The sequence below is a fragment of the Rhodomicrobium sp. R_RK_3 genome, assembly GCF_002198715.1.
In the GTDB taxonomy this organism is placed as follows: Bacteria; Pseudomonadota; Alphaproteobacteria; order Rhizobiales; family Rhodomicrobiaceae; genus R-RK-3.
Genome location: NZ_MWLK01000030.1, coordinates 81,320 through 106,341, shown reverse-complemented (window position 1 = coordinate 106,341; position 25,022 = coordinate 81,320). Strand labels below are relative to the sequence as shown.

The 25,022-nt window shown below is 65.4% G+C and carries 15 protein-coding genes; 4 read left to right on the top strand and 11 right to left on the bottom strand.

All coding sequences use genetic code 11. The features are described from left to right. Position 1 precedes the first annotated feature (1 nt). From pgi to glgX, 8 genes are all read right to left on the bottom strand, one after another. Entirely contained in the window at positions 2-1,663 is a 1,662-nt protein-coding gene (pgi, locus tag BLEFHOIH_RS16790) for a glucose-6-phosphate isomerase (protein WP_088347178.1), read from the bottom strand. A gap of 60 nt (positions 1,664-1,723) precedes the next feature. Further along, positions 1,724-2,680, bottom strand: a complete 957-nt coding sequence (locus tag BLEFHOIH_RS16785) for a PfkB family carbohydrate kinase (RefSeq protein ID WP_088347177.1) — start codon at positions 2,678-2,680, stop codon at positions 1,724-1,726. A gap of 170 nt (positions 2,681-2,850) precedes the next feature. Beyond that, complete coding sequence (locus tag BLEFHOIH_RS16780; RefSeq protein WP_088347176.1) at positions 2,851-3,777, bottom strand: ABC transporter substrate-binding protein; 927 nt, start codon at positions 3,775-3,777, stop codon at positions 2,851-2,853. 71 nt (positions 3,778-3,848) lie between these two features. Continuing rightward, positions 3,849-4,883, bottom strand: a complete 1,035-nt coding sequence (locus BLEFHOIH_RS16775; RefSeq protein ID WP_088347175.1) for a ribose ABC transporter permease — start codon at positions 4,881-4,883, stop codon at positions 3,849-3,851. Between the two features lie 179 nt (positions 4,884-5,062). Continuing rightward, on the bottom strand, positions 5,063-6,607 hold the full coding sequence (locus BLEFHOIH_RS16770; protein WP_210191587.1) for a sugar ABC transporter ATP-binding protein: 1,545 nt from the start codon (positions 6,605-6,607) through the stop codon (positions 5,063-5,065). A gap of 460 nt (positions 6,608-7,067) precedes the next feature. Then, positions 7,068-7,322: a DUF1127 domain-containing protein gene (locus tag BLEFHOIH_RS16765; protein WP_088347174.1), complete on the bottom strand. Its 255-nt coding sequence runs from the start codon at positions 7,320-7,322 to the stop codon at positions 7,068-7,070. Positions 7,323-7,492: 170 nt separating this feature from the next. Continuing rightward, on the bottom strand, positions 7,493-9,355 hold the full coding sequence (gene malQ / locus BLEFHOIH_RS16760) for a 4-alpha-glucanotransferase (RefSeq protein WP_088347173.1): 1,863 nt from the start codon (positions 9,353-9,355) through the stop codon (positions 7,493-7,495). A gap of 134 nt (positions 9,356-9,489) precedes the next feature. Next, on the bottom strand, positions 9,490-11,601 hold the full coding sequence (glgX, locus tag BLEFHOIH_RS16755) for a glycogen debranching protein GlgX (protein WP_088347172.1): 2,112 nt from the start codon (positions 11,599-11,601) through the stop codon (positions 9,490-9,492). Between the two features lie 553 nt (positions 11,602-12,154). Between glgX and BLEFHOIH_RS16750 the strand changes: the two genes are divergently transcribed. After that, positions 12,155-13,312, top strand: coding sequence for an efflux RND transporter periplasmic adaptor subunit (locus tag BLEFHOIH_RS16750; RefSeq protein ID WP_245297053.1), 1,158 nt, complete (start codon positions 12,155-12,157; stop codon positions 13,310-13,312). After that, a complete protein-coding gene (locus tag BLEFHOIH_RS16745) occupies positions 13,312-16,488 on the top strand; it encodes a multidrug efflux RND transporter permease subunit (RefSeq protein WP_088347171.1) in 3,177 nt (1,058 codons plus the stop codon). The genes BLEFHOIH_RS16750 and BLEFHOIH_RS16745 overlap by 1 nt, the downstream gene beginning before the upstream one ends. A gap of 139 nt (positions 16,489-16,627) precedes the next feature. On the opposite strand, the gene BLEFHOIH_RS27555 is transcribed toward BLEFHOIH_RS16745, so the two are convergent. Both BLEFHOIH_RS27555 and BLEFHOIH_RS16735 read right to left on the bottom strand, forming a co-directional pair. Beyond that, positions 16,628-19,819 carry an autotransporter domain-containing protein gene (locus tag BLEFHOIH_RS27555; protein WP_088347170.1) on the bottom strand — a complete coding sequence of 1,064 codons (3,192 nt, stop codon included), beginning with the start codon at positions 19,817-19,819 and terminating at the stop codon, positions 16,628-16,630. 192 nt (positions 19,820-20,011) lie between these two features. Next, a complete protein-coding gene (locus BLEFHOIH_RS16735) occupies positions 20,012-21,265 on the bottom strand; it encodes a hypothetical protein (RefSeq protein ID WP_125461758.1) in 1,254 nt (417 codons plus the stop codon). A gap of 242 nt (positions 21,266-21,507) precedes the next feature. On the opposite strand from BLEFHOIH_RS16735, the gene BLEFHOIH_RS16730 reads away from it, so the two are divergent. Next, positions 21,508-23,472 (top strand): AI-2E family transporter, encoded by a 1,965-nt coding sequence (locus BLEFHOIH_RS16730; protein WP_170937207.1) that lies wholly within the window; start codon positions 21,508-21,510, stop codon positions 23,470-23,472. Between the two features lie 128 nt (positions 23,473-23,600). Here BLEFHOIH_RS16730 and BLEFHOIH_RS27295 read toward each other — a convergent pair whose 3' ends face one another. Continuing rightward, complete coding sequence (locus tag BLEFHOIH_RS27295; RefSeq protein ID WP_245297052.1) at positions 23,601-23,915, bottom strand: hypothetical protein; 315 nt, start codon at positions 23,913-23,915, stop codon at positions 23,601-23,603. On the opposite strand from BLEFHOIH_RS27295, the gene BLEFHOIH_RS16725 reads away from it, so the two are divergent. Beyond that, positions 23,812-24,990, top strand: a complete 1,179-nt coding sequence (locus tag BLEFHOIH_RS16725) for a PQQ-dependent sugar dehydrogenase (RefSeq protein ID WP_280950365.1) — start codon at positions 23,812-23,814, stop codon at positions 24,988-24,990. The genes BLEFHOIH_RS27295 and BLEFHOIH_RS16725 overlap by 104 nt on opposite strands. The last annotated feature ends 32 nt before the right edge of the window (positions 24,991-25,022 follow it).

Here is a 25,022-nt window from a genome sequence, read left to right as displayed (position 1 = left end):
GCTAGGTCCTTTGGCCTGTCGGATGGCGGCGGGCACGCAGATGGTTGATCAGGCCATTGGTCGAGCTGTCGTGGTCGATGACGTCCTCCCTGGCGCTGAGTTCGGGCAGAATGACCTTTGCAAGCTGCTTGCCAAGCTCGACGCCCCACTGGTCGAAACTGTTGATGTCCCAGATGATACCCTGGGCGAAGATCTTGTGCTCATACAAAGCGATGAGGCGGCCGAGCGCAAAGGGCGTCAGGCGGTCATAGAGGATGGTGGTGGTCGGCCGGTTGCCGTCGAAGACCTTGTGCGGGACGAGCGCGTCGATGCCGGACGGCGATGCGCCGCTCGCTTGCAGCTCGGCGCGGGCTTCCTCGGCGGTCTTGCCGAAGGCGAGGGCTTCGGTCTGGGCGAGGCAGTTGGCGAGCAGGATGGCGTGGTGATCGCCGAGCGGCGTCTGGCTTTGGGCGGCGGCGATGAAATCGGCCGAAATGAGCTCGGTGCCCTGGTGGATGAGCTGGTAGAAGGCGTGCTGGCCGTTGGTGCCCGGCTCGCCCCATATGATGGGGCCGGTGGCGCGATCGGCCTTGCGGCCGTCGCGGCGGATGGATTTGCCGTTGCTCTCCATGTCGGCCTGCTGGAGATAGGCCGGGAAGCGGTTGAGATGCTGGTCGTACGGCAGCACGGCGTGCGAGGCCGCACCAAGGAGATTGTGGTTCCAGATGCCGACGAGGGCAAGCAGGACCGGGATGTTTTCAGCGAGCGGGCTGATGCGGAAATGCTCGTCCATGGCGAAGGCGCCGTCCAGCAGTTCCTCGAAGCGCTCGAAGCCGATGGCGAGCGCGATCGGCTGGCCGATGGCGGACCACAGCGAGTAGCGGCCGCCGACCCAGTCCCAGAAGCCGAACATATTGGCCGGATCGATGCCGAAGGCGGCGACGGCTTGTTGGTTGGTGGAGACGGCGACGAAATGCTTGGCGATGTCGGCGTCCGCGCCGAGCTTTTCGACCAGCCAGGCCCGCGCGGACGCGGCGTTCGCCATCGTCTCCTGGGTGGTGAACGTCTTCGAGGCGACGATGAACAGCGTGCGAGCCGGGTCGAGGCGGGCCAGCGTATCGACGAGATGCGCGCTGTCGACGTTCGAGACGAAATGCGGACGCAGATCCGCGCGCTGATAGGGTTTGAGCGCCTCGCAGACCATCAGCGGCCCGAGGTCCGAGCCGCCAATGCCGATATTGACGATGTCGGTGATGGTCTGGCCGGACGAGCCGCGCCATTCGCCGCTGCGGACGCGGCCGGTGAAATCGCGGATGTGGTCGAGCACTTCATTGATGCCGGGCATGACGTCCGCGCCATCGACGAGCACCGGCCGGTTGGCGCGATTGCGCAGCGCGGTATGCAGGACGGCGCGGTTCTCGGTGCTGTTGATCTTCTCGCCGGAGAACATGCGGTCGCGCCAGCCTTCGACATCGGCGGCTTTGGCGAGATCGAGCAGCAGCCGCAGCGTTTCACCGTCGATGCGCTGCTTCGAGATGTCCACCAGCAGGTCGCCGAGGCTGAAGCTGAAGCGCTCGAAACGGTCCGGCGCGGCCGCGAACAGCGCGCGCAGATGCCGGGGAGCCATCGTCAGGGCGTGGGCTTCCAGAGCCTGCCAGGCCGCCTCTCGGTTGGGTGCGGTCATGATGGGTCTCCCGAATAGCTCAGTGTCTGGGCATCATAGGCCATGCGTCTGATCGGATCCTTATTGGCGTGACAGCAGCGCGTCGACTTGGGCCGTCGTGGGCAGGGACGGGATGGCGCCGCGCGCGGTGGTCGTGAGCGCCCCCACCGCATTGGAGAAGCGGCAGAGTTCGGCGAGCGCGGGAACGTCGCCGAGCACGGCCGGGTTCCGCGCGATGCCCGAGAGCAGCCCCGCGACGAAGCCGTCGCCCGCGCCGGTCGTGTCCACGACCGCGACCGGGACGCTCGGCACCTCGATCTCCGTCTCCGGCGTGATCGCGACGCAGCCCCGCTCGCCGAGGCTGATGACGGCGAGCTTCAGCCCGTCATGCCAGAGCCGGGCGCGAAAATCCTGCGCGGCCGCGCCGCCGGTCATGAATTCCAGCTCGCTGTCGCTGATCTTGACGACGGCGGCCCGCTGCAAGCCTTCGACGATGCCGGCGCGCGCCTCGTCCTCGCCGTCCCAGAGCGGCGGGCGGAGATTGACGTCGTAGGAGATCAGCTTGCCGGCCTTAGCCGCTTCGTCGGCCGCAAAGAGGGCTGTGCCGCGCGATTGGGCCGGGGCGAGGCTGATCGAGTCGAAATGGAAGATTTTCGCCGCCTGGATCGCCGCGACATCGACCTCGCCGGGCGTGAACAGCATGTCGGCGGAGGGGTGGCGGAAGAACAGGAAATCGCGCTCGCCCTCGGCGGTTAGGGTGACGAAGGCGAGGGCGGTGCGGGCGCGCTCATCGAAGCGGATCGGTGCGACGTCGACGCCCTCGCGGGCCAGCGTGTCGACCAGCAGATGGCCGAATGCCTCGTCGCCGACCTTGCCCATGAAGGCGCTCGCAACGCCAAGCCGGGCAAGGCCGACGGCGACATTGGCCGCCGCGCCGCCGGGGGCGGGCTGGAAGCTCGGCAGGTCGGCGAAGCTCATGCCGCTCGTGGTCGGGATGAAGTCGATCAGCAGATCGCCAAAGCACACAACGTCCGCCATCGTCTTCTCCCCATTCTGCCTTAGCCGCTCCCGCCGCTAAGCCCCCTCACCCGGTCGCTGACGCGCCCGCCCTCTCCCACGAGGGGAGAGGGCTAAAAGAGCCGTCGGTCGTTGCTCCCGCCGTGAGGCGGGTGGGTGAGGGGGAGGCCGCAGGCACTGCCTACGACCACTTAGCGCGAGCTCCACCCTTGATATTGCCCGATATTGTCGCGCGTGATGAGCTTGGACTCCATCAGGATCATCGGATCGGCGGGCTTTTTCCCGTTCATAATATCGACGCCGGTCTGAACGGCAATCTGCGCCATCATATACGGGTCCTGGCTGGCCGACGCCTGCACCGCGGTGTTGCCCTTCAGCGCCGATTCGATGTCCGGCGCGCCATCGACCGAGGTGATGATGATGCCCGTCCGGCCAAGCTGCTTGATCGCCAGATCCGTGCCGACCGCCTGCGGGTCGTTGATGGCGAACACCGCGTCGATCTTGTCGAAGCGGGTCAGATGGCCCTGCATGACGTTGAGGCCGCCGTCGCGGCTGCCCTTGGCGTCCTGGTCGTCGGAGAGGATCTTGATGGCGGGGGCCTTGGCAAGGACCTCCTTGCAGCCCTTGACGCGGTCGATGACGGCTGAGACCTGCGGCCCGTTCTGGATGATGACATTGCCCTTGCCGCCGAGCTTGTCGACGATGTACTGGCAGGCGATCTGCCCCGCCTGCACATTGTTGGTCTGAACGGTCGCATCCGCGCCCGCCGCCGCCACGTCCACCGCCACGACGACGATCCCCGCCGCTTGCGCCCGCTTCACGGCGGGCAGGATGGCGCGCGCATCGGCTGCGTTCAGCAGGATCATGTTGACCCCGGCGGCGATGAAATTGTCGATCTGGGTGAACTGCTTGTTGAGGTCGTAATCGGCCGAGCCGGTGATGACTTCGGCCTTGGGATTGATGGTCAGCGCCTTGGCCTTGGCGCCGTTCGACAGAGCGACGAAGAACGGATTGCCGAGCGATCCGAGCGTGATGCCGATCTTCTTCAGCTCGGCGGCACCGGCGACCTGGGCCGAAACCGCCAAGGCCGCGCCCGCAAGCAAGATGCCCTTGAACATGGAAAACTCCTCCCGGGGCCCATTATTCTGAGGCGCGCAGCGGCTGCCCCCATGCCGCCATGCGCTCCGGTCTAGGTTCGCGCGCCGCCCTGCGTGCGGAAGCGGTCGAGCGTCACGGCGCCGATGATCACGAGGCCCTTGATGATGAACTGCCAGATGTCGGAGACGCCGAGCAGGATCAGGCCGTTGGTCAGGACGGCGATGATGAGCGCGCCGATCAGCGTGCCCCAGATCGAGCCGATGCCGCCGATGAAGCTGGTGCCGCCGAGGATGACGGCGGCGATGGCGTCCAGCTCGTAGGATTGGCCGAGTTGCAGGCCGTTGGCGGCGTAGAGGCGTGCCGCCGACATGACGCCGCCGAGCCCTGCCAGCAGCCCGGAAATCGCATAGACGACCAGCAGCACGCGCCAGACTTTGATGCCCGATAGCCGCGCCGCCGCCGGATTGCCGCCGACCGCATAGATATGCGTGCCGAGAATGGTCCGCCGCAGCACGAACCATGAGACGAGAATGACCAGGATCGCGATCACCGCCAGCACCGGGATGCTGAGCACGCCGGGGATGAGGGTCAGCGAGCCGTTGCCGATGAAGGCGAAGGAGAGGTCGGGGTTGAAGACGGTCTGGTCCTCACCGATCAGCCGGGCGACGCCTCGGATCGCGGTCAGGCCGCCGAGTGTCACGATGAAGGGCGGCAATTGCAGGAAGGCGACGAGGCTGCCGTTGATGAGGCCGAAGAATAAGCCGGTCAGCAGCGCCGCCGGAATGCCGAGCAGGCCCCAGCCGGGGATCAGCGAGGCGATAACCCCGACCATGGCCGACGCCGCCAGGATCGAGCCGACCGAGAGGTCGATGCCGCCGGTGAGGATGACGAAGGTCATGCCGGCGGCGAGCACGGTGTTGATGGCCGCCTGCTGTGCGACGATGGAGATGTTCTGGCCGGTGAAGAAGCGGCCGTCGGTCATCAGATGGAAGCCGATGGTCAGGATGACCAGGATCGGCAACATGCCGAGCGCCTGCATCATGCCCTTCATGGCGATCTTGCGCGATGCGGCCGCCCGGTCCGCGCTGATGAATTTCTGCTTGGCATCCGCGCTCAACTCGCTCATCGCTCCGTCCTCCCGCTAGCCTGTCTCGAAATCCCCGCGGAGGCGGGGATCCTGTAATACCGGAGCCAGCCGCCGCCCGCTGCCCGACCTCAAATGCTGCGGCGTACTGGGTCCCCGCCTTCGCGGGGATTTCGTCTGAGGGTGCATTGGCTGCATCGATCCGATCCCGCTCTCATGCCTCACGCCGCCTGCAAGCCGACGCCGGATGCCAGGGCCATGATGTTTTCCTGGGTGATGGCGTGGCCGCTCGTCCCCCCGACCTCGCCCTCGATCTGGCCCTCGCGCATCACCAGGATGCGGTCGGCGATGCCCATCACCTCGGGCATCTCGCTGGAGATCACCAGGATGGCGACGCCGGATTTCGCCAGATCGTCGATGATGCGGTAGATCTCCTGCTTGGCGCCGACATCGACGCCGCGCGTCGGCTCGTCGAGGATCAGCACGCGCGGCTTGGTCTCCAGCCAGCGCGACAGCAGCACCTTCTGCTGGTTGCCGCCGGAGAGGCTCCCGACCTCGACCATGGGGCTGGCGACGCGGATCGCCAGCGCCTCGATGGCCTTGCCCGCCCGGCGCGTCGCCTCGGCGAGATTCAGGACGCCAAAGCGGTAGGCATCCCGGTCGATGACGCCGAGATTGACGTTCTCCTTGACGGTCATGTCGAGGAACAGGCCTTGCGCCTTGCGGTCCTCGGTGAGATAGGCGACGCCGCTGTCGATGGCGTCCTTAGGAGTTTCGAAGTTGCGCGGCGCGCGCTCGAGGATGACCTCGCCGGCGATTTTCGGGTCCGCCGCATAGATCAGCCGCGCCAGCTCGGTGCGCCCGGAGCCGACGAGCCCGGCAAGCCCCAGCACCTCACCTGCGTGCAGCTTGAAACTGCATCCCTTGACCATGCGGCCATCGGCGATGTCGCGAACTTCCAAAATCACCTCGCCGCGCACGGCTTTGCTCGGATCGTGCTCGTGCCTGTAGAAGCCTTTCAGCTCGCGGCCGACCATCATGCGCACCAGCGCGTCGGCGGTGATCTGCTCGCGGATCAGCGTGCCGACATATGTGCCGTCGCGCAGCACCGAGACGCGGTCGGACAGCTCGTAGATCTCGGCCATGCGGTGGCTGATATAGATGATGGCGATACCCTCGGCGCGGAGCTGTTTTACCAAGGCGAACAGCTTCTCCGTCTCGCGCGACGACAGGGCGGTGGTCGGCTCGTCCATGACGAGGATCTTGGCGTTGGCGTGCAGCGCGCGGGCGATCTCGACGAGCTGCTGCTCGGCGATGGAGAGCGTGCCGACGATGGTGTTCGGCCCGAAGGGCGCGCCGAGCCGCTCCAGCACGCCCCGGCAGCCATCGGCCATGGCCGGCCGGTTGACGACGCCGCGATTGGCGATCTCAATGCCGAGATAGATGTTTTCCGCGACCGTTAGATTGGGCGCAAGGCTGAGCTCCTGGTAGATGATGGCGATGCCCTGCTTTTTGGCGGCGATCGGGTCGCCCATCGTCACCACTTGGCCGTCGATGAGGATTTCGCCGCCGGGGTCGGCGGTGTAGGCGCCGGAGAGGATCTTCATCAGCGTGGATTTGCCCGCGCCGTTCTCGCCCATCAGCGCCAGCACTTCGCCGGACCACGCCTGGAGCTGCACATTGCTCAGCGCCTTGACGCCGGGGAAGGTCTTGGAAATCGAACGCATTTCGAGCGTCGGGGCCGTGTCAGACCGGGGATGCGCCATATGCTGCTCTCCTCCCACGCGCGACCGCCCGGCCAAGCGCCGGTTCTCGTCCCGCAATCGCAGATGTCACGTCGCCTCCCTAAGGCAAACGCCTATCGGTGGCCGGAAAGCCACCAATAATCAGACCGAAACCGCTTGTTTCTGGCCACGAACCGGACCTGCGGCATCTACTTATGTTATTGATCTGATCTAACATATTCATGGTTTGCTTGATAAAACTCAAGCAATAAGATATCAGCGCGGGGATGGAAGGATAGTGTTGACTTGAGCGCACGAGATCGGCGGAGTTGCTTTCTATCGGGTAACTCGGATCAAGCACATAGCTTTAGCTGAGGCGAATCATGTCCTTGCGAGGATTGGCGGGAATTTGCCCCAGAACGACAAAAGCAGCGGACCGGGTGATTCCCGAGCGCGCTGCTTTTAAAAATTCAACCTTGGTCGTTTCCGTGCTCAGCGCGCCTTAGCGCGCGGCGGTCTGGCCTTTTGCCGCGTTGCGGGCGATCGACGGAATGTCGGCCCGGGCGATGCCGATATCGGCAAGATCGCGCTCGCTCAACTGCTCGAGCTCGAATACCGCCTGACGGTAGGCGCGGCGCTCCGCCGACCATGCGGCGAAGTTCTGGACGGCGCGGCGGACGCGGCCAACCGCCCCATTGGCGGCCGGAAGATCATAGCCGGCGAATGCCGGATGCGCCTTCACATTATATGCGGACATGACAAGTCTCCTAAGTCCAGGAGCGGATATTGTCCGACCGGACAACCCTTCCCCACTCCTGTGACCCAAGAGATGAGCCTTGCGGGTCCATTATGGAACCGACGTTTTTGCAACGCAGCATTGCGTGTGCGGTGCAATAAACGCATGGCCGGACGGCCGCGTTTGATCGATTACCTGCCGTAGCGTGGCCGCTCCTCCGCGACGGCTTTTGTTATCGCTTGCAAATTTTGCGAGCGGAAAAGCGCGTCGAGGTCCAGCGGAAATTTGCGCCGCCAGTTCGGCTGCTCGTCCACGGTGCCGGGAATGTTCATGCGCTCCTTCATCTCCGCCAGGTCTTCGAGCTGGATGGCGACCAGCCGGCAGGGCGTTCGCGCCAGAAACCGGCTGAGCGCGATGGCGAGGCTTTGCGGCAGCAGCGCCGGCAAGGGCTGCTCGCCGCGTTGGGCGGGGGCGATGTCATCCGGCATCAGGCCGCTCGCCGCCAGCGCATCCAGCATCATCCGGCGGTCGGTGTCGCGGGCGGCGCGGCTGGCGGCGGCGGCCTCCGCATCGTCAAGGCCGATGCGCTCGCGATCGTCGATATCGGCGCCTTCCCACCAGCTTCGCAGGGTCGGCAGGTCGTGGGTTGAGATGCAGGCCAGGGCGTCGCGCTCGTAGTGATGCGGCAGCAGATAGCTGCGGTCGCCGTTCCAGTCGCGCTCGAAGAACAGCACGCGGTAACCCTGGATGCGGTTCTCGCGCATGGTCTCGCGGAAATTCGGCGGCACGGTGCCGAGGTCCTCGCCGATGATGACGGCGCGGGTCTGCGTCGAGGCTGCGCCGGCCGCCTTCAGCATGTCGCCGAAGGGGAATTGCACATAGGCGCCGTCCGTGCCGTCGAGGCCGTCGGCGATCAGGTAGAGCCGCGCCATCGACATGGCGTGGTCGATGCGGAAAGCGCCCGCGGGGCCAATGGCGTCGGCGACCAGCTCGCGGAAAATGCGGCCCCGCTCGGCCGCCAGCGCGCGCGGCGAAATCGGCGCCAGCCCCCAATCCTGGCCCTTGGCGTTGAACCCGTCCGGCGGCGAGCCGACGCGGACGCCGCGCAGGATGGTCTCCGGCTCGCTCCAGGTGTCGGCGCCATCAGGCGAGACACCGACCGCGAGATCGAGATAGAGGCCGATCCGCATCCCGGCCGCCAGCGCGCGCGCCTGCGCCTTGCCGAGCTGGTCATAGGCGACCCATTGCAGCCATTTATAAAAGCGGATGCGCTCGCCATGCTGGTCGCGGAACAGCCCGACCGCCCCACTGGCCTTGTCGCGGAACTCGTCCGGCCAGTCGCGCCAGCCGCAGGAGAGGCCATGGGCGGACATGTTCTCGGACAGGGCTTCGAACAGCGCGAAATTGTCGAGACGCTCGCCGCGCTCGCGGGAGAAGGCTTCGAAGGCATGGGCCTGTTCCGAGCCGGTCCCTATTTCGTCGGCCTGGAACTGCTTGAACTGCGCTTCGAATGCCAGCCGCTTCAGGCGCGCGATGGCGGGATAGTCGACGAGTTCGGCATCGCGGGCGGCTTTCAGCGCGGCGCGGTCGGCGTCCGAAAGACCGGGGAAGCCATCGATGGCGATATAAAGCGGATTGAGGAAGCGGCGGCTGGAGGGGGTGTAAGGGCTGAAGGTGCTGGGATCGGCGAAGAAGAGAGCGTGCACCGGGTTGATGCCGATGAAATCCGCGCCGGCTCCGGCGCCAAGCTCGGCCAGCCGCGCGAGGTCTTCGAAATCGCCGATGCCCCAATTTCGCGGCGAGCGCAGCGCATAGAGCTGGCAGGTGATGCCCCAGGCGCGGCCGTCCTCCAGGAAGGGCGGGATGTAGCAGCGTGGCGCCTCGAGCGCGGCAAGGCTGGCATGGACATCCTCGTCGGTCTCCGCCGCGATGCCGAGCGCGGTCAGCAGGCGGCGCTTGGCGTCATCGCTGGGGACTCGCTCTCTGCCCATCTCATCGACGAATGCGAGGCCGATCCCGTGAGCTTCCGCCAGGCGATCCAGCTCCGCGCTCATATCCAGCCTCTCCCCGTCCGCCGATACAGATGAAAATGCGCCCGTTCGCGGATTCGCGCGGACGCCAAAACTCTACCCGATTATGCGCATCCGGCAACGCGCCGCTCAGCATATAGTTGCAGCAGGGCCTAGAGCTATGCCAGCCGCCCCTCGAACAGCAGCACGCTGCGGGCGGGCAGCTTGATCACCGCGCCGTGGCCGATGGCGGGCTCTTCCGGCTCGATCAGGCCGCGCGCGCTGTCGGCGGCAAGACGCCACTCCATGATGACTTTCGGCTGCGGCGTCCGGTATTCGAGGTCTTCGTGATAGGCGTTGAGAAGGATCAGCAGCGGCGCGTGGCCGTTCTGGGCCAGCATCAGGCCGAGGCTCCGCGAAAAGCCGTTGGTCCAATCGCCCTCCTGCATCTCCATGCCGTCCGGACGCAGCCAGGTGACGTTGCGCGTGCCGTCCTTCAGCGTGGTTTCGCCATGCAGGAATTCGGGGTGGCGGAGCAGCGGCAGCCGCCTGCGCAGGCGGAGCAGGCCGGCGGTGAAGGCGTAGAAGGCGGCCTCCTCGTCCGGAATCTGCCAGTCGAACCAGGAAATCGGGTCGTCATGGCAATAGGAGTTGTTGTTGCCCTGCTGGCTGCGGCCGATCTCGTCGCCCATCAGCAGCATCGGCGTGCCTTGTGAGAACAGCATCGCCGCCATCAGGCCGCGCCGCATCCGCACGCGCTGGGCGCGAATGGCGGGGTCGTCGGTCGGGCCTTCGACGCCGCAATTCCAGCTCCGATTGTCGTCATTGCCGTCGCGATTGTCCTCGCGATTGGCCTCGTTGTGTTTGACGTTGTAGGCGTAGAGGTCGGCGAGGGTGAAGCCGTCATGCGTGGTGATGATGTTGACGCTCGACCAGGGGCGGCGGCCCTTTTTGTCGAACAGGCTTGCCGAGCCGAGCATGGCCGAGGCGACGCCCGGCAGAAAGCCCTCGTCGCCCTTCCAAAAACTGCGGAGATCGTCGCGGAAGCGGCCGTTCCATTCGGCCCAGCCCGCGGGGAAATTGCCGAGCTGGAAGCCGCCCTCGCCGACATCCCAGGGCTCGGCGATCAGCTTGACCTGCGACAGCAGCGGGTCCTGGCCGATCGCGTCGAAAAAGGCCGCGCCGGCATCGAAGCCTCGCTCTTCGCGGCCGAGCGAGGTCGCCAGGTCGAAGCGGAAGCCGTCGACATGGCATTCCTCGACCCAGTAGCGCAGCGAGTCGAGGATCATCTGCAAGACGCGCGGATGGCTCTGATTGACGGTGTTGCCGCAGCCGGTCGTGTCGAAATACATGCGGCGGTCGTCCGCGAGCTTGTAATAGCTGGCATTGTCGATGCCGCGGAAGGAGAGCGTCGGGCCGAGATGATTGCCCTCGCCGGTATGGTTGTAGACGACGTCCAGGATGACCTCGATGCCGGCCTGATGCAGCCGGTGCACCATCAGCTTGAACTGGTGGATGTCGCCGCCCGCCGGGAGATATTTCCAGGACGGGGCGAAGAAGCCGAGCGTGTTGTAGCCCCAATAGTTGGTGAGACCCTTTTCCTCGAGGAAACGGTCATCGACATAGGACTGCACCGGCAGCAATTCGACCGCCGTCACGCCGAGCCGGGCGAGATGGTCGATGACGGCAGGATGGGCGAGACCGACAAAGCCGCCGCGCGCCGATTTCGGCACGTTCGGATGGCGGATGGTCATGCCCTTGACGTGGGCCTCGTAGATGACGGTCTCCGTCCATGGCGTGTTCGGGCGGACCTCGCGGCGCCAGGGGAAGGAATAGCGGCGGCGTGCGGCCGCTTCGACCACCATGCAGCGGGGCATGAACGGCGCGGAATCGCGCTCGTCGAACGACAAGTCCGCCTCTTCGGAGCCGACAATATGGCCGTAGAGCGCGTCATCCCAGATGATGCGGCCCTGCAGCGAGCGGGCATAAGGGTCGAGCAGCAGCTTATTGGCGTTGAAACGGTGGCCTTCCTGCGGCGCGTAGGGCCCGTGCACGCGGTAGCCATAGAGCTGGCCCGGACGCAGCCCCGCGACGTGGCCATGCCAGACTTCGTTGGTGTATTCCGGCAGCGCGATGCGATGGCTTTCGGTCGCTTCGCCCTCCTCGAACAGGCAGAGCTCGACCTTCGTCGCGTTCGCCGAGAAGATCGCGAAATTCACCCCCGACCCGTCATGAGACGCGCCAAGCGGATAGGGCAGGCCAGCCTCGATGCGGGGCATGGTTCGAACCATGGTGACTTACCTGATATGCGTTGAAATTGCTGGGGCCGCTGACCCGGCTCGGAACTCACGCGCATCGCACAAAAATGTGCTCACCGGCTTGCGCCTCCCGGAAGAACCGATGTTCGAGCCGCCATTTCCATGCATCCGCCTCATTGCCCCAGGGGCCCGCGCCGTCTTCCGCATCGCCGTTTATAATTGTCGCATGTAATCGGTGTAAACTTGCCGTCGACAAGGACCGGGCCCCAACCCATATCTCCTCAACCTATACAGGTAAAAGCCCAAAATTCGGATTGTTCGCCTTGACGCAGTCCATTGGGGGCCAATGCGCGGCACTCCGTTCAGTTTGTTTCTGAAAGTGGCCGCGCGACATCGCGTTACAGTGGAACGCTTGAGCGGGTTGCTCGCGGTCAGTTAAACAAGCCTGCCGAATGTACGGAGCGGGATTGACGCAAGTCGGAACTTCGACATTCCGTAACATTTAGGCAGCCAAGGATATAGTGGGAGTCCGGTTTTGGCCGAATCTCAGGCTTCGCCTACCCGTCGTCGATGGATCCCGTTCCTTTTGATCGCCCTGCTCGCCCTCGGCGGCTATTTCGGCTGGCGCCATTTTCATGCCGATCCCGCCGTGACGGCCTCCAAACAAGCTGCCCCGCCACCCATCCCCGTCACCATCGCGCAGGTGCAGCGCGACGATTTCCCAGTCTATCTGACCGGCCTCGGTACGGTCCAGCCCTACAACACGGTGACGGTGCAGAGCCGCGTCGACGGGCAGGTCGTCAACGTCGCCTTCCGGCAGGGCCAGATGGTCAAGGAAGGCGATCTTTTAGTCCAGATCGATCCGCGCCCCTATCAGGCGGCCCTCGACCAGGCGCTGTCGAAGAAGGCGCAGGACGAGGCGATGCTGAAGAACGCACAGTCGGATCTCGCCCGCTATGGCCGCCTCGCCGAGCGCGATTACGCCTCGCGCCAGCAGCTCGACACGCAACAGGCGTCGGTCGATAATCTCACCGCGCAGCTCAAGGGCGACCAGGCCGCGATCGACAACGCCCAGACCCAGCTCAGCTATACGACGATCCGCGCGCCGCTGACCGGAAAGACCGGCTTCCGCCTCGTCGATCCCGGCAATATCGTGCACGCCTCCGATACGACCGGCATCGTCACCATCGTGAAATTGCAGCCGATCTCCGTCGTCTTCACCGCGCCGGAGGAGGACTTGCCCCGCATCAACCAGGCGCTCGCCGCCGGCACGGTTCCGGTGTCGGCGCTGAGGTCGGATGGGACGAAGACTCTGGCGGAGGGGCACCTCGCCCTGGTCAATAATCTGGTCGATGAGGCCAGCGGCACCATCCGCATGAAGGCGACCTTCGCCAATGCGGATAATGTGCTGTGGCCGGGCCTCTCCGTTTCGACCCGGCTTCTCGTCAACACGCTGAAGCAGGTGACGACTGTCCCCGTCGATGCCGTGCAGCGCGGGCCTAACGGCCTCTACGCCTTCGTCGTCGGCGAGGGCAACAAGGTGGCGATGCGGCCGGTCAAAATCGGCGAGGAAGGCGAGGGCCGCTCGGTGATCCTGTCCGGGCTGACGCCGGGCGAGAAGGTCGTGACCGCCGGCCAGTACCGCCTGCAGCAGGGCTCCGTGGTCGATCCGACCGAGGTCAGATCGGGCGGCGACACCGACAAGACGGCGGAGAACGCCGGCACAGCGCCAAAGGTGCCATGATGGAAGACGGCGGAATTTCAGGGCCGTTCATCCGGCATCCGATCGCGACCTCGTTGCTGATGGTCGGCATTCTCTTCGTCGGCATCGTCGCCTACCCGCTTTTGCCAGTCGCGCCGCTGCCGCGCGTCGATTTCCCGACCATCCAGGTTTCGGCCCAGCTTCCGGGCGCCTCGCCGGAGACCATCGCCTCCTCGGTGGCGCAGCCCCTGGAGACGCAATTCGCCAAGATCCCCGGCGTCACCCAGATGACCTCGACCAGCACGCTGGGCTCGACGTCGATCACCATCCAGTTCGATCTGGACCGCAATATCGATGCCGCCGCCAATGATGTGCAGGCCGCGATCAACGCCGCCGGCGGGCAATTGCCGCAAAACCTCCCCGACCCGCCGACCTACCGCAAGGTCAACCCGGCGGACTCGCCCATCCTGCTGCTCGGCGCGACCTCGGACGCATTGCCGCTGACCGAGGTCGACGACAATATCGAGACCAAGCTCGCCCAGCAGATCAGCGCCATATCCGGCGTCGCCCAGGTCACCATCGGCGGCCAGCAGAAGCCCGCCATCCGCATCCAGCTCGATCCGGCCAAGCTCGTCGCCAAGGGCCTGTCGCTGGAGGACGTGCGCATCCCGCTCTCGGTCACCACCGTCGATAACCCGAAAGGCTCCATCGACGGCAACAAGCGCTCCTTCACCATCTACACCAACGACCAGCTCCCCGAGTCCAAGGACTGGAACGACATCATCGTCGCCTATCGCAACGGCGGCGCAGTGCGGGTGCGCGACATCGGTCAGGCCGTCACCGGCCCAGAGGACACCAAGCAGGCCGCTTGGGCCGACGGCAAGCCGGGCATTTTTCTCGTCGTCTTCAAGCAGCCCGATGCCAATGTCATCGAGACGGTGGACCGGATCATGAAGGCGCTGCCGCGGCTGAAGGCGTCGATGCCGCCCTCGATCAACGTCTTCACCCTCAGCGACCGCACCCAGACCATCCGCGCCTCGGTCGAGGACGTGCAATTCACGCTGGCGCTGACCATCGCGCTGGTGGTGATGGTGATCTTCGTCTTCCTGCGCAGCCTGTGGGCGACGATCATTCCGAGCATCACGGTGCCGCTCGCCCTGCTCGGCGCCTGCGCCTTGATGTGGGCCGCCGGCTACAGCCTCGACAATCTCTCGCTGATGGCGCTGACGATTTCGGTCGGCTTCGTCGTCGACGACGCCATCGTCATGCTGGAGAACATCACCCGCTATATCGAGGAGGGCGAGACGCCGATGGCGGCGGCGCTGAAGGGCTCCAAGGAGATCGCCTTCACCATCATCTCGATCAGCATTTCGCTGATTGCAGTGCTGATCCCGCTTTTGCTGATGGGCGGCATCATCGGCCGCCTGTTCCGTGAATTCGCCGTGACGCTGGCGATGACCATCGTCGTGTCGGTCGTAGTCTCGCTGACGCTGACGCCGATGATGGCGTCGCTGTTCCTGAAGGACGCGCACAAGACCAAGCATGGGCGGCTCTACACTCTCAGCGAACGCGGCTTCGATGCCATGCTGAAAGCCTACGAGCGCGGCCTCGATATCGTGCTGAAATTCCGTTTTATCACGCTGCTCGTCTTCCTCGCCACGCTCGGTCTGTCGGTCTATCTGTTCATCCTCATCCCCAAGGGCTTCTTCCCGCAGCAGGACACCGGCCTCATCACCGGCATTTCCGAGGCCGCGCAAGGCATCTCCTTCGCCGGTATGCGCCGGCATCAGGAAGCGCTCGGCGCCATCGTGCAGAAGGACCCGGCGGTCGATCATGTCGCCATGTCCGTCGGCGGCAATGGCAATGCGCTGAATACGGGGCGGCTCTATATCAGCCTGAAGCCGCGCAATCAGCGCGACGTGACGGCCGACCAGGTGATCGCGCGGCTCACGCCGCAGCTCGCCAAGGTCGAGGGCGCCCGGCTCTATCTGCAGGCGGCGCAGGATGTGCGCGTCGGAGGGCGGGCATCGCGCACCCAGTTCCAGTACACGATGCAAGGCCCCGACATTGCCGAGCTGAACGAATGGGCGCCGAAAATGCTCGCCAAGATGCGGACGCTGCCGGAGCTGCGCGACGTCGCCTCGGACCAGCAGACGCTCGGCACCACATTGACGCTGACCGTCGACCGCGATCAGGCCGCGCGCTACGGCCTGTCGCTGCAGACCATCGACGACACGCTGTACGACGCCTTCGGCCAGCGCCAGATCGCGCAATATTTTACGCAGCTCTCAAGCTATGACGTGATCATGGAAGTGCTGCCCGCCTTGCAGGGCGATGTCACCACGCTGGACAAGATCTTCCTTAAATCGCCCACGACCGGCGGGCAGGTGCCGCTTTCGGCCTTCTCGAAATGGACGACGACGAAGGTGCAGCCGCTTTCGATCAGCCATCAGGGCCAGTTCCCCGCCATCACCATCAGCTTCAATCTCGCCGCCGGCACCGCGCTCGGCCAGGCGACGGACGCGGTGGCGCGCGCCCAGACCGAGCTGAACCTTCCAGCGACCATCAACACCGGCTTCCAGGGCAATGCCCAGGCCTTCCAGGATTCGTTGGCGACGGTGCCGCTGTTGATCATCGCCGCGCTCGTCACCGTCTACCTGATCCTCGGCATTCTCTATGAGAGCTACATTCACCCGATCACCATCCTGTCGACGCTGCCATCGGCGGGCGTGGGCGCGCTCGCGACTTTGATGCTGTTCCATTTCGACTTCAGCCTGATCGCGCTGATCGGCATCATCCTGCTCATCGGCATCGTGAAGAAGAACGGCATCATGCTGGTCGATTTCGCCATTGTCGCCGAGCGCGACGATCATCTCTCCGCCCATGACGCCATCCGCCGCGCCGCGCTTCTCCGCTTCCGGCCGATCATGATGACCACCATGGCCGCCCTGCTCGGCGGCATCCCGCTGATGCTGGGCACCGGCACCGGCTCGGAGATCCGCCAGCCGCTCGGCTATGCGATGGTCGGCGGCCTGATCGTCAGCCAGATCCTGACGCTGTTCACGACGCCGGTGATCTATCTCTATCTCGATCAGCTCTCGGATTGGCTGACCGGCCAGCATCACGTCACGGAACCGCGCGAAGCCGAGGCGTCAGAGCCGGAACCGGAGCGCAAGCGGGGACGCCCCGCCCCCGCCCTCACTCCTGAGCACACCTGAAGACCCGGCCCCTTCCATGAATCGAAATCCCCGCGAAGGCGGGGATCCAGTATTAACAAACTCCGAATTGGCTTTCTGGCTCACCCTTCGCGCCGCGGCGTACGGGATCCCCGCTTTCGCGGAGATTTCGACAGCGGACTTAAAACCGCCAGGTGAGCCGTCCCTGTACGCCATGGTCTTCCAGTTCGTCGCCGACCTGTCCGGCATAGGAGAGGCCGAAGATCGCATTATAGCCGAGAGCGACATCGACGCCCGCCTCGATCGCCGCGCTGTCCTGCACCACCGGTACGCCGCCGATGCCGAAGGCGATGCCTGCGGTGGCGAAGCGGAAGACCTGATCGGTGTCGACATCGCCGAAGGCGTGCTGCCAGGCGAGCAGGAGGCGCGGCGTCGTCATCATGCCGGCGACCGGCAGCGTCGCCGCGGCGCGGATGCCGAGCGTCGAATAGCCGATATCGTCGGCGCGGTTCGAACTCGTCAGGCCGGCGAAATTGCCGCTCTCGGTGAAGCCCTCCGTGCTCTGGCGCACCACGGCGATGCCGGCAAAGGGCTCCACCGCCGAGCCGGGGCCGGTCAGCATGGGATAGGCGAATTCGGCGAAGGCCTGGACCGTGTCGGCATTGTAGCTCGCGCGCTCATTCTCGAAGAAGCCGGGGAAGATCACCGCGCGGGTGGTGTCGATGTCGTGCCAGCTCCAGGCCGCGCCGGAGCGGAAGGCGACGGGGCCGATCGGTCCGCCGAGATAGCCGCCGACCAGATAGCTGTCGACATCGGCCGAGCTGTTGCGCGCGCCGACATCGACATTGGACCGGATGAAGCCGGTGGCGTAGCCCGCCGTCCAGCCCTCGCCGATGCCGCCGCCGGCGCCGGAGATATAGCCGCCGAGCTCGCGGTCGGCGCTCGCCGCATTGCCGTCGCCGTCGAACTGACCCCAGGAGCCGAAGCCGCGCCCCCAGAAGGTAATGCCGCTGGTGAATGGCGACAAGGCGGCGAACTCGTCGCCTAGCGAGGCCGAAGAGGATGCCGGAATCGACGCGGTCGTCGCCGGATCGGCCCCCGCGAGCGCGATGGCCAGCGCCGCGCCGCCCTCGGCATAGGAGGCTTGCACCAGCTGGCCGAGCATGGCGCGGCGCATGAACAGGCTTTCATCGACCAGCACGCCGGAGAGCGTGGCGTGGATTTCACCCGAGAGCGCGTCGAAGGCCTGGCGCGCGCCCGCCGCGTCCTGACCGAGCAGATCGATAAACAGCGGGTTGCCGGTCGGGAACCGCTCGAGCGCGTTGGCCACCGCCCGCTGATTGGGCGTGCGGGCGACGCTTGCGAACGGCGTCTCGCTGCGGGTGAGCGTCAGATAGACATTGGCAGCATCATAAGTCAGAGACGGATCGAGGAAGAGGAGATTGTCGGTGACGCCGGCGAATTGTCCGCTGACGCTGGCCGCCGACAGAATGATGTAGGTGGTGAAGGGCGAATAATTGCCGTTCGCCGACAGCACCTGCACCGTGCCGCCGTTCAAGGTCGCCGGACCGGCCGCCACGATCTTGTCGGACTTGCCCGCCGCATTGGTTTCCACCCGATAGAACGAGCCCGGATTGAAGACGACGCTGCCGGTGGCGGTCAGCGTGGCGATCGAGGCGCCGGGCGCGACGGTCGCGCCGCTGTTCGCCACAATGCCGCCGACCGTGCCGTCGCCGGCGAGGACGCCGCCATTCACGGTGACCGGCGAGGCGATGGAGCCATAGACCGCGAGCGTGCCGGCCTGCACGGTGGTCGGGCCGGTATAGGGGCTGGTGCCGGTGAGGCTGAGGGTGCCCGCGCCGGTCTTGACGAAGCCGCCGGTGCCGGACATGGCGCCGGAGTAAATGGTGCTGTTCGCGGTCCCCGCCGTGAGCTGGCCCGCGCCGAGCAGCACCGCGCCCGCGCCGGCGAAGTCGGAGACGGTCTGGATGTGGCCGTTCAGGTCGAAGGTGCCGGGCGCATCGACCTGCAGCGCGCCGGTCGGCGCGAGGCTGCCGCCGGCCCCCAGTTGCAGCGTGCCGCCGGCGATTTCGGTGCCGCCGGTATAGGTCTTGGCGCTGGTGTAGATCAGCGTGCCGGCCCCGGCCTTGGTCAGCGAGCCCGCGCCCGCCATCGGGCCGGAAAAGGTGACGGTATGGCCGATCGTGCCGTCGAAGGTGTTGATGGTGGAATCGCCGACCATGTTGAAATCGAGGGCGGTCGAGAAATTGGCGACGGCCCGGATCGTGCCATCGCCGAAATTAAAGGCATGCACGCCGCCGAGCGAGACCAATGGATTGACCACGGCGAACTGCAGCTCGCCGCCGTCGAGATTATAGGTGCTGGAACCGAGACCGAAAGCGATCGAGCCGCCGGCCACCGTAACGATGCCGCCAGTCTGGTTGAAAATACCCGTGCCTTGGTCGTCGGCGCCCAGAATCATGCCGACGCCGCGAATTTCGAGCTCGCCCGCCGAGAGGTCGTAGGTGCCGGTGCCGCCGATGCCGACGCCGCCGGAGGACGAACCGACCGAGAACCCGGCAGGCACAGTCAGCACGACGAGCGATCCGGCGCCGTCCTGGATGATATGGCCGGTGCCCTGGTCGTTGCCGAGAAAGAACTGTCCGCCGCCGCCGACGCCGTTCAGCAGGAATTGCGCGTTGTCATGAACGGCCAACGTGCCCGAGCCGCCGACGCCATCGCCGAAATAGACCGTGCCTGACGTGAGGCTCGCCACTGCATTGCCGCTCAGATTGTAGGTGCCCGTGCCCTGCGCCACGCCGACCTGCAATGCGCCGTTGGCCAAATCGACAAGGCCGCCGCTCTGGTTGAACGTGCCGACCGAACCGAGGCTGCCGCGGCCAATATCGAGCACGAGGTAATTGGGGGCGGTCGGCGTCACATTGATCGTTCCGCCGGTCATATTGACGGTGCCGTTGCCGTCATTGACGCCGCTGAAATAGCCGACCTGCAATCGCGCGATGCCATTGGTGGTATTGAAATGCAGCGTCGACTGGTCACCGACATTGAGTTGGCCCGTGGTCCCGAAGCCGACCTGGAACATGGGATTGGAGCCGGGCGTGCCGACGAGGCCATTGAAATTGATCGTGGTGGAGATGGCAGCGCCCGGCACAGTCAGGGCGGCCCCGCTGCTGATGGTCAGCGCGTTGACCTCGATCGTATCCGCGTGCCCCGGCTGGGTGGCGACGGCGACGGCGGCGTCGAATTCGGATTGGTTGGTGACGATGATGGTCGCGGCCTCGGCGGGCGGGGCCAGGGCAATGGCAACGTAGGCAATGATGGCCGCGCTGAGGCGGGCGCCGGACGCAAGCATAGTGTCCTCCGAATGGGATCATTGCCTGCGGCGCCCGCTCACGCGTGCTCAGTCCTTGGAATGGCGACCGCACGCGCGAACAAAGCAACTACAGATTGTACTGAAGTTGGTTTGCGCGCGATGTCAACACACGGGTTGCGGTCACGGAGGCATTCCCTCGGGAGGGAGGCTTTTCGGACACGCACCGCGCCGTCAATTGAACCAGACGAAATAGCGGAAGAAATCGCCGCCCATAAGCTGGAAGATGGTTTGCCAGGTGCCGCCGGATGTCAGTTCGCCCTCTTCGAGATAGGGCAAGGCGGCGCTGCCCTGGATCAGCAGCACGATGTCGAAGGTGCGCGGCTCGGTGAACATGCGGCGCAGGTTGAGGCCGCGGTCGAAGCGGTAATGCGGCAGAAGCTTGCGCCCCTGCAGCAGCGCCTCGAATTCGCCGAGAAATTGCTGCCACCCTGCAACGCGCTCGACGGTGACCTGCATGCCCGGCAGGACGCTGGTCTGCGACGGGTTCGGGATCCATTCGGCGCGCCCGGTGTCGGTCTCGGCCATGATGCGGCGCCAGCTCTCCCGGCTCAGCGCGGCCATGGCCTCGAAATGCCCGAGCGCGGACTGCATCCGCTGCGGCTCGACGACCGGCCAATGCAGCAGATGCACGAAGGCGACGAGATCGGCGATGGCGCCGGTGCTGGAGCGCGGCTGGACCTCCAGAGCCAGCATCGGCGAGGATGGCAGGTCGGATTTGGGGAAGAGATTTTGGAAGGTCGCGTCGAAGGCTTCGTGCCAGTCATGCGCGAGGATGAAATCCGCCAATCCCATCAGCAGATTGCAATAGCCGCGCAGCCACGGCACGTCGCCGGAGTCGAAATCGGTTTGCAGCCGCGCGGCCGTCTCAGGCGTGAGCCAGGGGAAGCCGCCGACGCGCTTGAAAATCTGCCAGAGGGCTTCGTCCTCCGAGCTGGCCTGGTCGCCGTTCAGGTCGAGCCGGATCAGACCGATATTCAGCGGCAGGTCGACCGGCTGGTCCGGGACCGCGGCCAAGGTCGCCTCCGCCTCGCCGAGCCGGGCGGCGAACCCCTGCAAGACGCCCCGCAGCGCATCATAGCTGACTGGCTCGGGATGCGGATTGTTGGGCACCGGAAGCCGCAGGAACGGCAGCGGCGACACTCCGGTGCGGTCGGTGTAGTTGCTGTGCAATCCATATCGATACAGATCCTGGCCGAGCTTTTCGACCGCGCCCAGAAACTGCGCCGCGCCGAGCGCGAATTGCGCCTGCGCATCGCCCGGAGACGCACCCAGGCGCGCCCGCGCGGCCGCCGCCGCATCGTCGATCTTGCCGGCATAGAGAGCGGTCTGCACGGTCTCGACGAAGCTTTGCGACGATGCCTGCTGAGAGCCGAGCGCTGCGCCGAGGAAAAGCGCGAGCAACCTCAATAGATTGCGAAAGGTCATGAGCTATCCATTAAAAAAGCGCCGAGCCTGACATTTGCGCTGTTTATACGCCCGGCGCAATGACATCCGCCTGTGCGGCGCCGGTCAAATGCCGCCGAAATTTATTGCAACTTATCTTTGCCCTGTCCCGGCGGCCCGCAATTCCCACAAGCAAATGAACTCTCCGGGCCTGCGTGCGTTTGTGACAAGCCGAAACCGACATGCATTCGGCACCCGAGTCACCGTCAGTTCAGGGGCAAGCCATGCAAGACGCGACGCCAGTCCGGCGGATTACCCGCACCGCATCCGCGACCACGCCGGATTACGGCGTGCCGGGTGCCGCGGTCTCGGCGCTGGCCTTCGCCTTCATCGTGGTGGCCTCGCTCTATCTCGCGCGATCCATTTTGATGCCGTTCGCGCTGGCGATTCTGCTCAGCTTCATGCTCTCGCCGCTGGTCCGCCGGCTGCAGCGCTTGCGGGTGCCGAAAGGCGCGGCGGTGATTTCGGTGGTGCTGGTGGCATTTGCCGGCATCTTCGCCATCGGCGGTTTGATGGTGACGCAAGTCAACCAGCTTGCCGCCGACCTGCCGAGCTATCAGGCAACATTGCGCGACAAGATCCACACATTGCGCGGCGCGGCGACCGGGACCAGCACGCTGGAGCGGGCGTCGGAAGTGCTGGAGGACCTGTCGAGCGAGCTCAACCGTCCCGATCGGTCCGCCGCTGCGGCCGCCGGCGCGCGGGCGGCCGCGCCCAATCCGGAGGTGAAGGCGCCGATTCCGGTCCAAATTCAGGAACCCGAACACGGCGCCCTGCAAACCGTGGTCGCGCTGATCTCGCCGCTCATCGATCCGCTGGTGACGACGGGCCTCGTCATCATCTTCGTGATCTTCATCCTGTTGCAGCGCCAGGATCTGCGAAACCGCCTGGTGCGGCTCGCCGGTTCGCACGACATGCAGCGCACCACCGCCGCGCTCGACGATGCCGGGCGCCGCCTCAGCCGGCTGTTTCTCACCCAGCTCGCCCTGAACGCCGCCTTCGGCCTCATCATCGGCGTCGGCTGGTGGATCATCGGCGTGCCGAGCGCGCCGCTCTGGGGCATACTCGCTGTGATCCTGCGCTTCATGCCCTATATCGGCACCTGGCTCTCGGCCATCTTCCCGCTGTTGCTGGCGGCGGCGGTCGGCCCCGACTGGTCGATGTTCATCTGGGCAGCGTCGATCTTCCTCGTGGTCGACATCCTGGTCGGCCAGTTCATCGAGCCGATGCTGCAAGGCCACAGCACCGGCCTGTCCCCGGTCGCGGTGATCGCCTCCGCCACCTTCTGGACTTGGCTCTGGGGCCCGATCGGCCTCGTGCTGGCGACGCCCCTCACCCTCTGCCTCGTGGTGCTCGGACGCCATGTCGAGCGGCTGAAATTCCTCGATGTGATGTTCGGCGACCAGCCCGCCCTCACGCCGGCCGAACTGGCCTATCAGCGGCTGCTCGCGCTCGATCCGGTGGAAGCCGCCGAGCAGGCCCGGCAATATCTGCGCGACAAGCCGCTCATCGCCTACTACCAGGACATCTTCGTCCCGACCTTGAAACTTGCCCAGGCCGATGAGGCCAGCGGACGGCTGGAAGGCGAACGGCTCCAGCGCGTGCGGGAAGCGGCCGGTGAGCTGATCGACGATCTCGCCGATCATGAAGACAAGGCTGAGGCCGCCGTCGAGGAGACCGACGACAAGCCGCTCGCCAAGCTCAGCCGCGCGGAGGATTCCGCCGAACTGGCAGCCGCTCTGCCTAAGGATTGGGCCGAGGGCAAGCCGGTGCTGTGCGTCCCCGGCGTCGGCGAAATCGACGAGGCGCTGGCCCTCATCATCGCCCAGCTCATCGAGCGGCACGGCATCGGCGCGCGGGCCGAGGACGCCGAGGCGCTGTCGATGTCGCGCATCTTCGGCCTCGACACCAAGGGCATCAAGCTGGTCTGCCTGTGCTATGTCGAGCCAGTCACCAATGCGCAGATGCGCTACGCCATCCGCCGCCTGCGGCGCAAGGCGCCCGACGCGCATATCCTCGTCAGCCTGATGGACGAGGCCGGCGATGTCGAGGACCCGACGCCGAATGTGAGCTATGCGCGCGGCCCGCTGCAGGAGACTGTCGAGGCCATTTTCAGCGTCGCCGCCCGCGAGGCCGACCCCGCGGATGAAATCACCCCCGGAATCAAGACGCCGGCGGAAGTCGGCTGAGCCGATCCTCCGCCTGCCGATGCCATGCTCTGTGGCCGATGGACCACATGAGCCCCGGCAGCGTCGCGGCTGGCCGGAACCTTGCATGCAATCGATGCTTGTGATCGGCGGGTAAAACCCGGATTTCCTCATCGCCATCGCCGCGCAAAGGGACTATCAGGGCTGAGGCAAAGATAAGTTTCATACGTAATATTAATCTGGGAAGAAACTGCCCGAACCGCCAAGAAAAACGACATTTTCCCCTTCATACCGCTATGCAATGCCTTGCGGTTTGAGGTGTTTTTTGAATAAGGAGCCGAAATGTTGCTGATGTCCTGGCGCGGGTTACGCTCGCCCGCAATGGTGTTAACCGCCGTTGTATTTTTCTCCGCTTCAAGCCGATCTGAAACACTTTCGCCGGGCGAGTCGGCCGAAAGCCTGGCGCCGGATTTCAAAGTCACCAAGCTTGCGGGGCCCTTCGAATATCCCTGGTCGCTGGCCTTCCTTCCCGGCGGGGGCATGCTGGTGACCGACCGTCCCGGCGGGTTGCACTACATCGCGCCGGGCAGCCGGGCGATCAAAAACATCGCAGGTCTGCCGCCGATCCTGACGGGCGAGCAGGCCGGGCTGATGGACGTCGTCCTCGATCCCGACTTCGCCCATAACCGGACCATCTATCTCTCTTATGCCCATGGCGAGGATGACAGCTCCACGGTCCGCGTGCTGAAGGCGCAGCTCGACCTGGACGCCAGGACGCTGGCGCAGCCGCATGTCATCTTCGAAGCGCAGCCCTATGCGAAGGAGCTGATCAATTTCGGCGGCCGCATGGCCTTCGACCGCGACGGCTTCCTGTTCCTGACGCTGGGCGACCGCTATGAAGCCGCGCGCGCGCAGGACCTGTCCGACGATTGGGGCTCCGTCATCCGGATGCGCGCTGACGGGAGCTTCCCGGACGACAATCCCTTCATCGGCAAGGACGGCGCACGGCCCGGCATCTGGAGCTACGGCCACCGCAATCCGCAAGGGCTCGCCATCGATGCGCAAACCGGGCAGATCTGGGAGCACGAGCATGGTCCGATGGGCGGCGACGAAGTGAACCTCGTTCAGAAGGGGCGCAATTACGGCTGGCCGGCCATCACCTATGGCGTCGATTATGACGGCACGCAGATCAGCGCGCTGACGGCGGCCGATGGCATGGAACAGCCGGTCTATTACTGGGTGCCCTCGATCGCGCCGTCCGGGCTGGCGGTCTATCAGGCCGACCGCGTGCCGCAATGGCGGGGCAGCCTTTGGGCCGGGGCCATGGCCGCCGAGGTGGTGGTCCGCCTCAGCATGGCCGAGGGCAAGGTAACGCGCGAGGAGCGTTTCCTGAAGGAGAAGCCGGGCCGGATCCGCGATGTGCGCGTCGGGCCGGATGGCTTTGTCTATATGCTGACCGACGACCCGGCCGGCGCGCTCTACCGGATTGAGCCGACCCCGGTCAGCGCTGCGCGCGCGACCTGCGAGGGAGCCGTCGGCCCGGCCAAGTGCCAGCGCTGACAATATTGCGGCGCTCCCGGCGATGGGAGCGC

Coding starts and splice junctions, on each gene's coding strand:
- pgi (WP_088347178.1), bottom strand. CDS start 1,663: ATGACCGCACCCAACCGAGAGGCGGCCTGGCAGGCTCTGGAAGCCCAC.
- BLEFHOIH_RS16785 (WP_088347177.1), bottom strand. CDS start 2,680: ATGGCGGACGTTGTGTGCTTTGGCGATCTGCTGATCGACTTCATCCCG.
- BLEFHOIH_RS16780 (WP_088347176.1), bottom strand. CDS start 3,777: ATGTTCAAGGGCATCTTGCTTGCGGGCGCGGCCTTGGCGGTTTCGGCC.
- BLEFHOIH_RS16775 (WP_088347175.1), bottom strand. CDS start 4,883: ATGAGCGAGTTGAGCGCGGATGCCAAGCAGAAATTCATCAGCGCGGAC.
- BLEFHOIH_RS16770 (WP_210191587.1), bottom strand. CDS start 6,607: ATGGCGCATCCCCGGTCTGACACGGCCCCGACGCTCGAAATGCGTTCG.
- BLEFHOIH_RS16765 (WP_088347174.1), bottom strand. CDS start 7,322: ATGTCCGCATATAATGTGAAGGCGCATCCGGCATTCGCCGGCTATGAT.
- malQ (WP_088347173.1), bottom strand. CDS start 9,355: ATGAGCGCGGAGCTGGATCGCCTGGCGGAAGCTCACGGGATCGGCCTC.
- glgX (WP_088347172.1), bottom strand. CDS start 11,601: ATGGTTCGAACCATGCCCCGCATCGAGGCTGGCCTGCCCTATCCGCTT.
- BLEFHOIH_RS16745 (WP_088347171.1), top strand. CDS start 13,312: ATGGAAGACGGCGGAATTTCAGGGCCGTTCATCCGGCATCCGATCGCG.
- BLEFHOIH_RS27555 (WP_088347170.1), bottom strand. CDS start 19,819: ATGCTTGCGTCCGGCGCCCGCCTCAGCGCGGCCATCATTGCCTACGTT.
- BLEFHOIH_RS16735 (WP_125461758.1), bottom strand. CDS start 21,265: ATGACCTTTCGCAATCTATTGAGGTTGCTCGCGCTTTTCCTCGGCGCA.
- BLEFHOIH_RS16730 (WP_170937207.1), top strand. CDS start 21,508: ATGCAAGACGCGACGCCAGTCCGGCGGATTACCCGCACCGCATCCGCG.
- BLEFHOIH_RS16725 (WP_280950365.1), top strand. CDS start 23,812: ATGGTGTTAACCGCCGTTGTATTTTTCTCCGCTTCAAGCCGATCTGAA.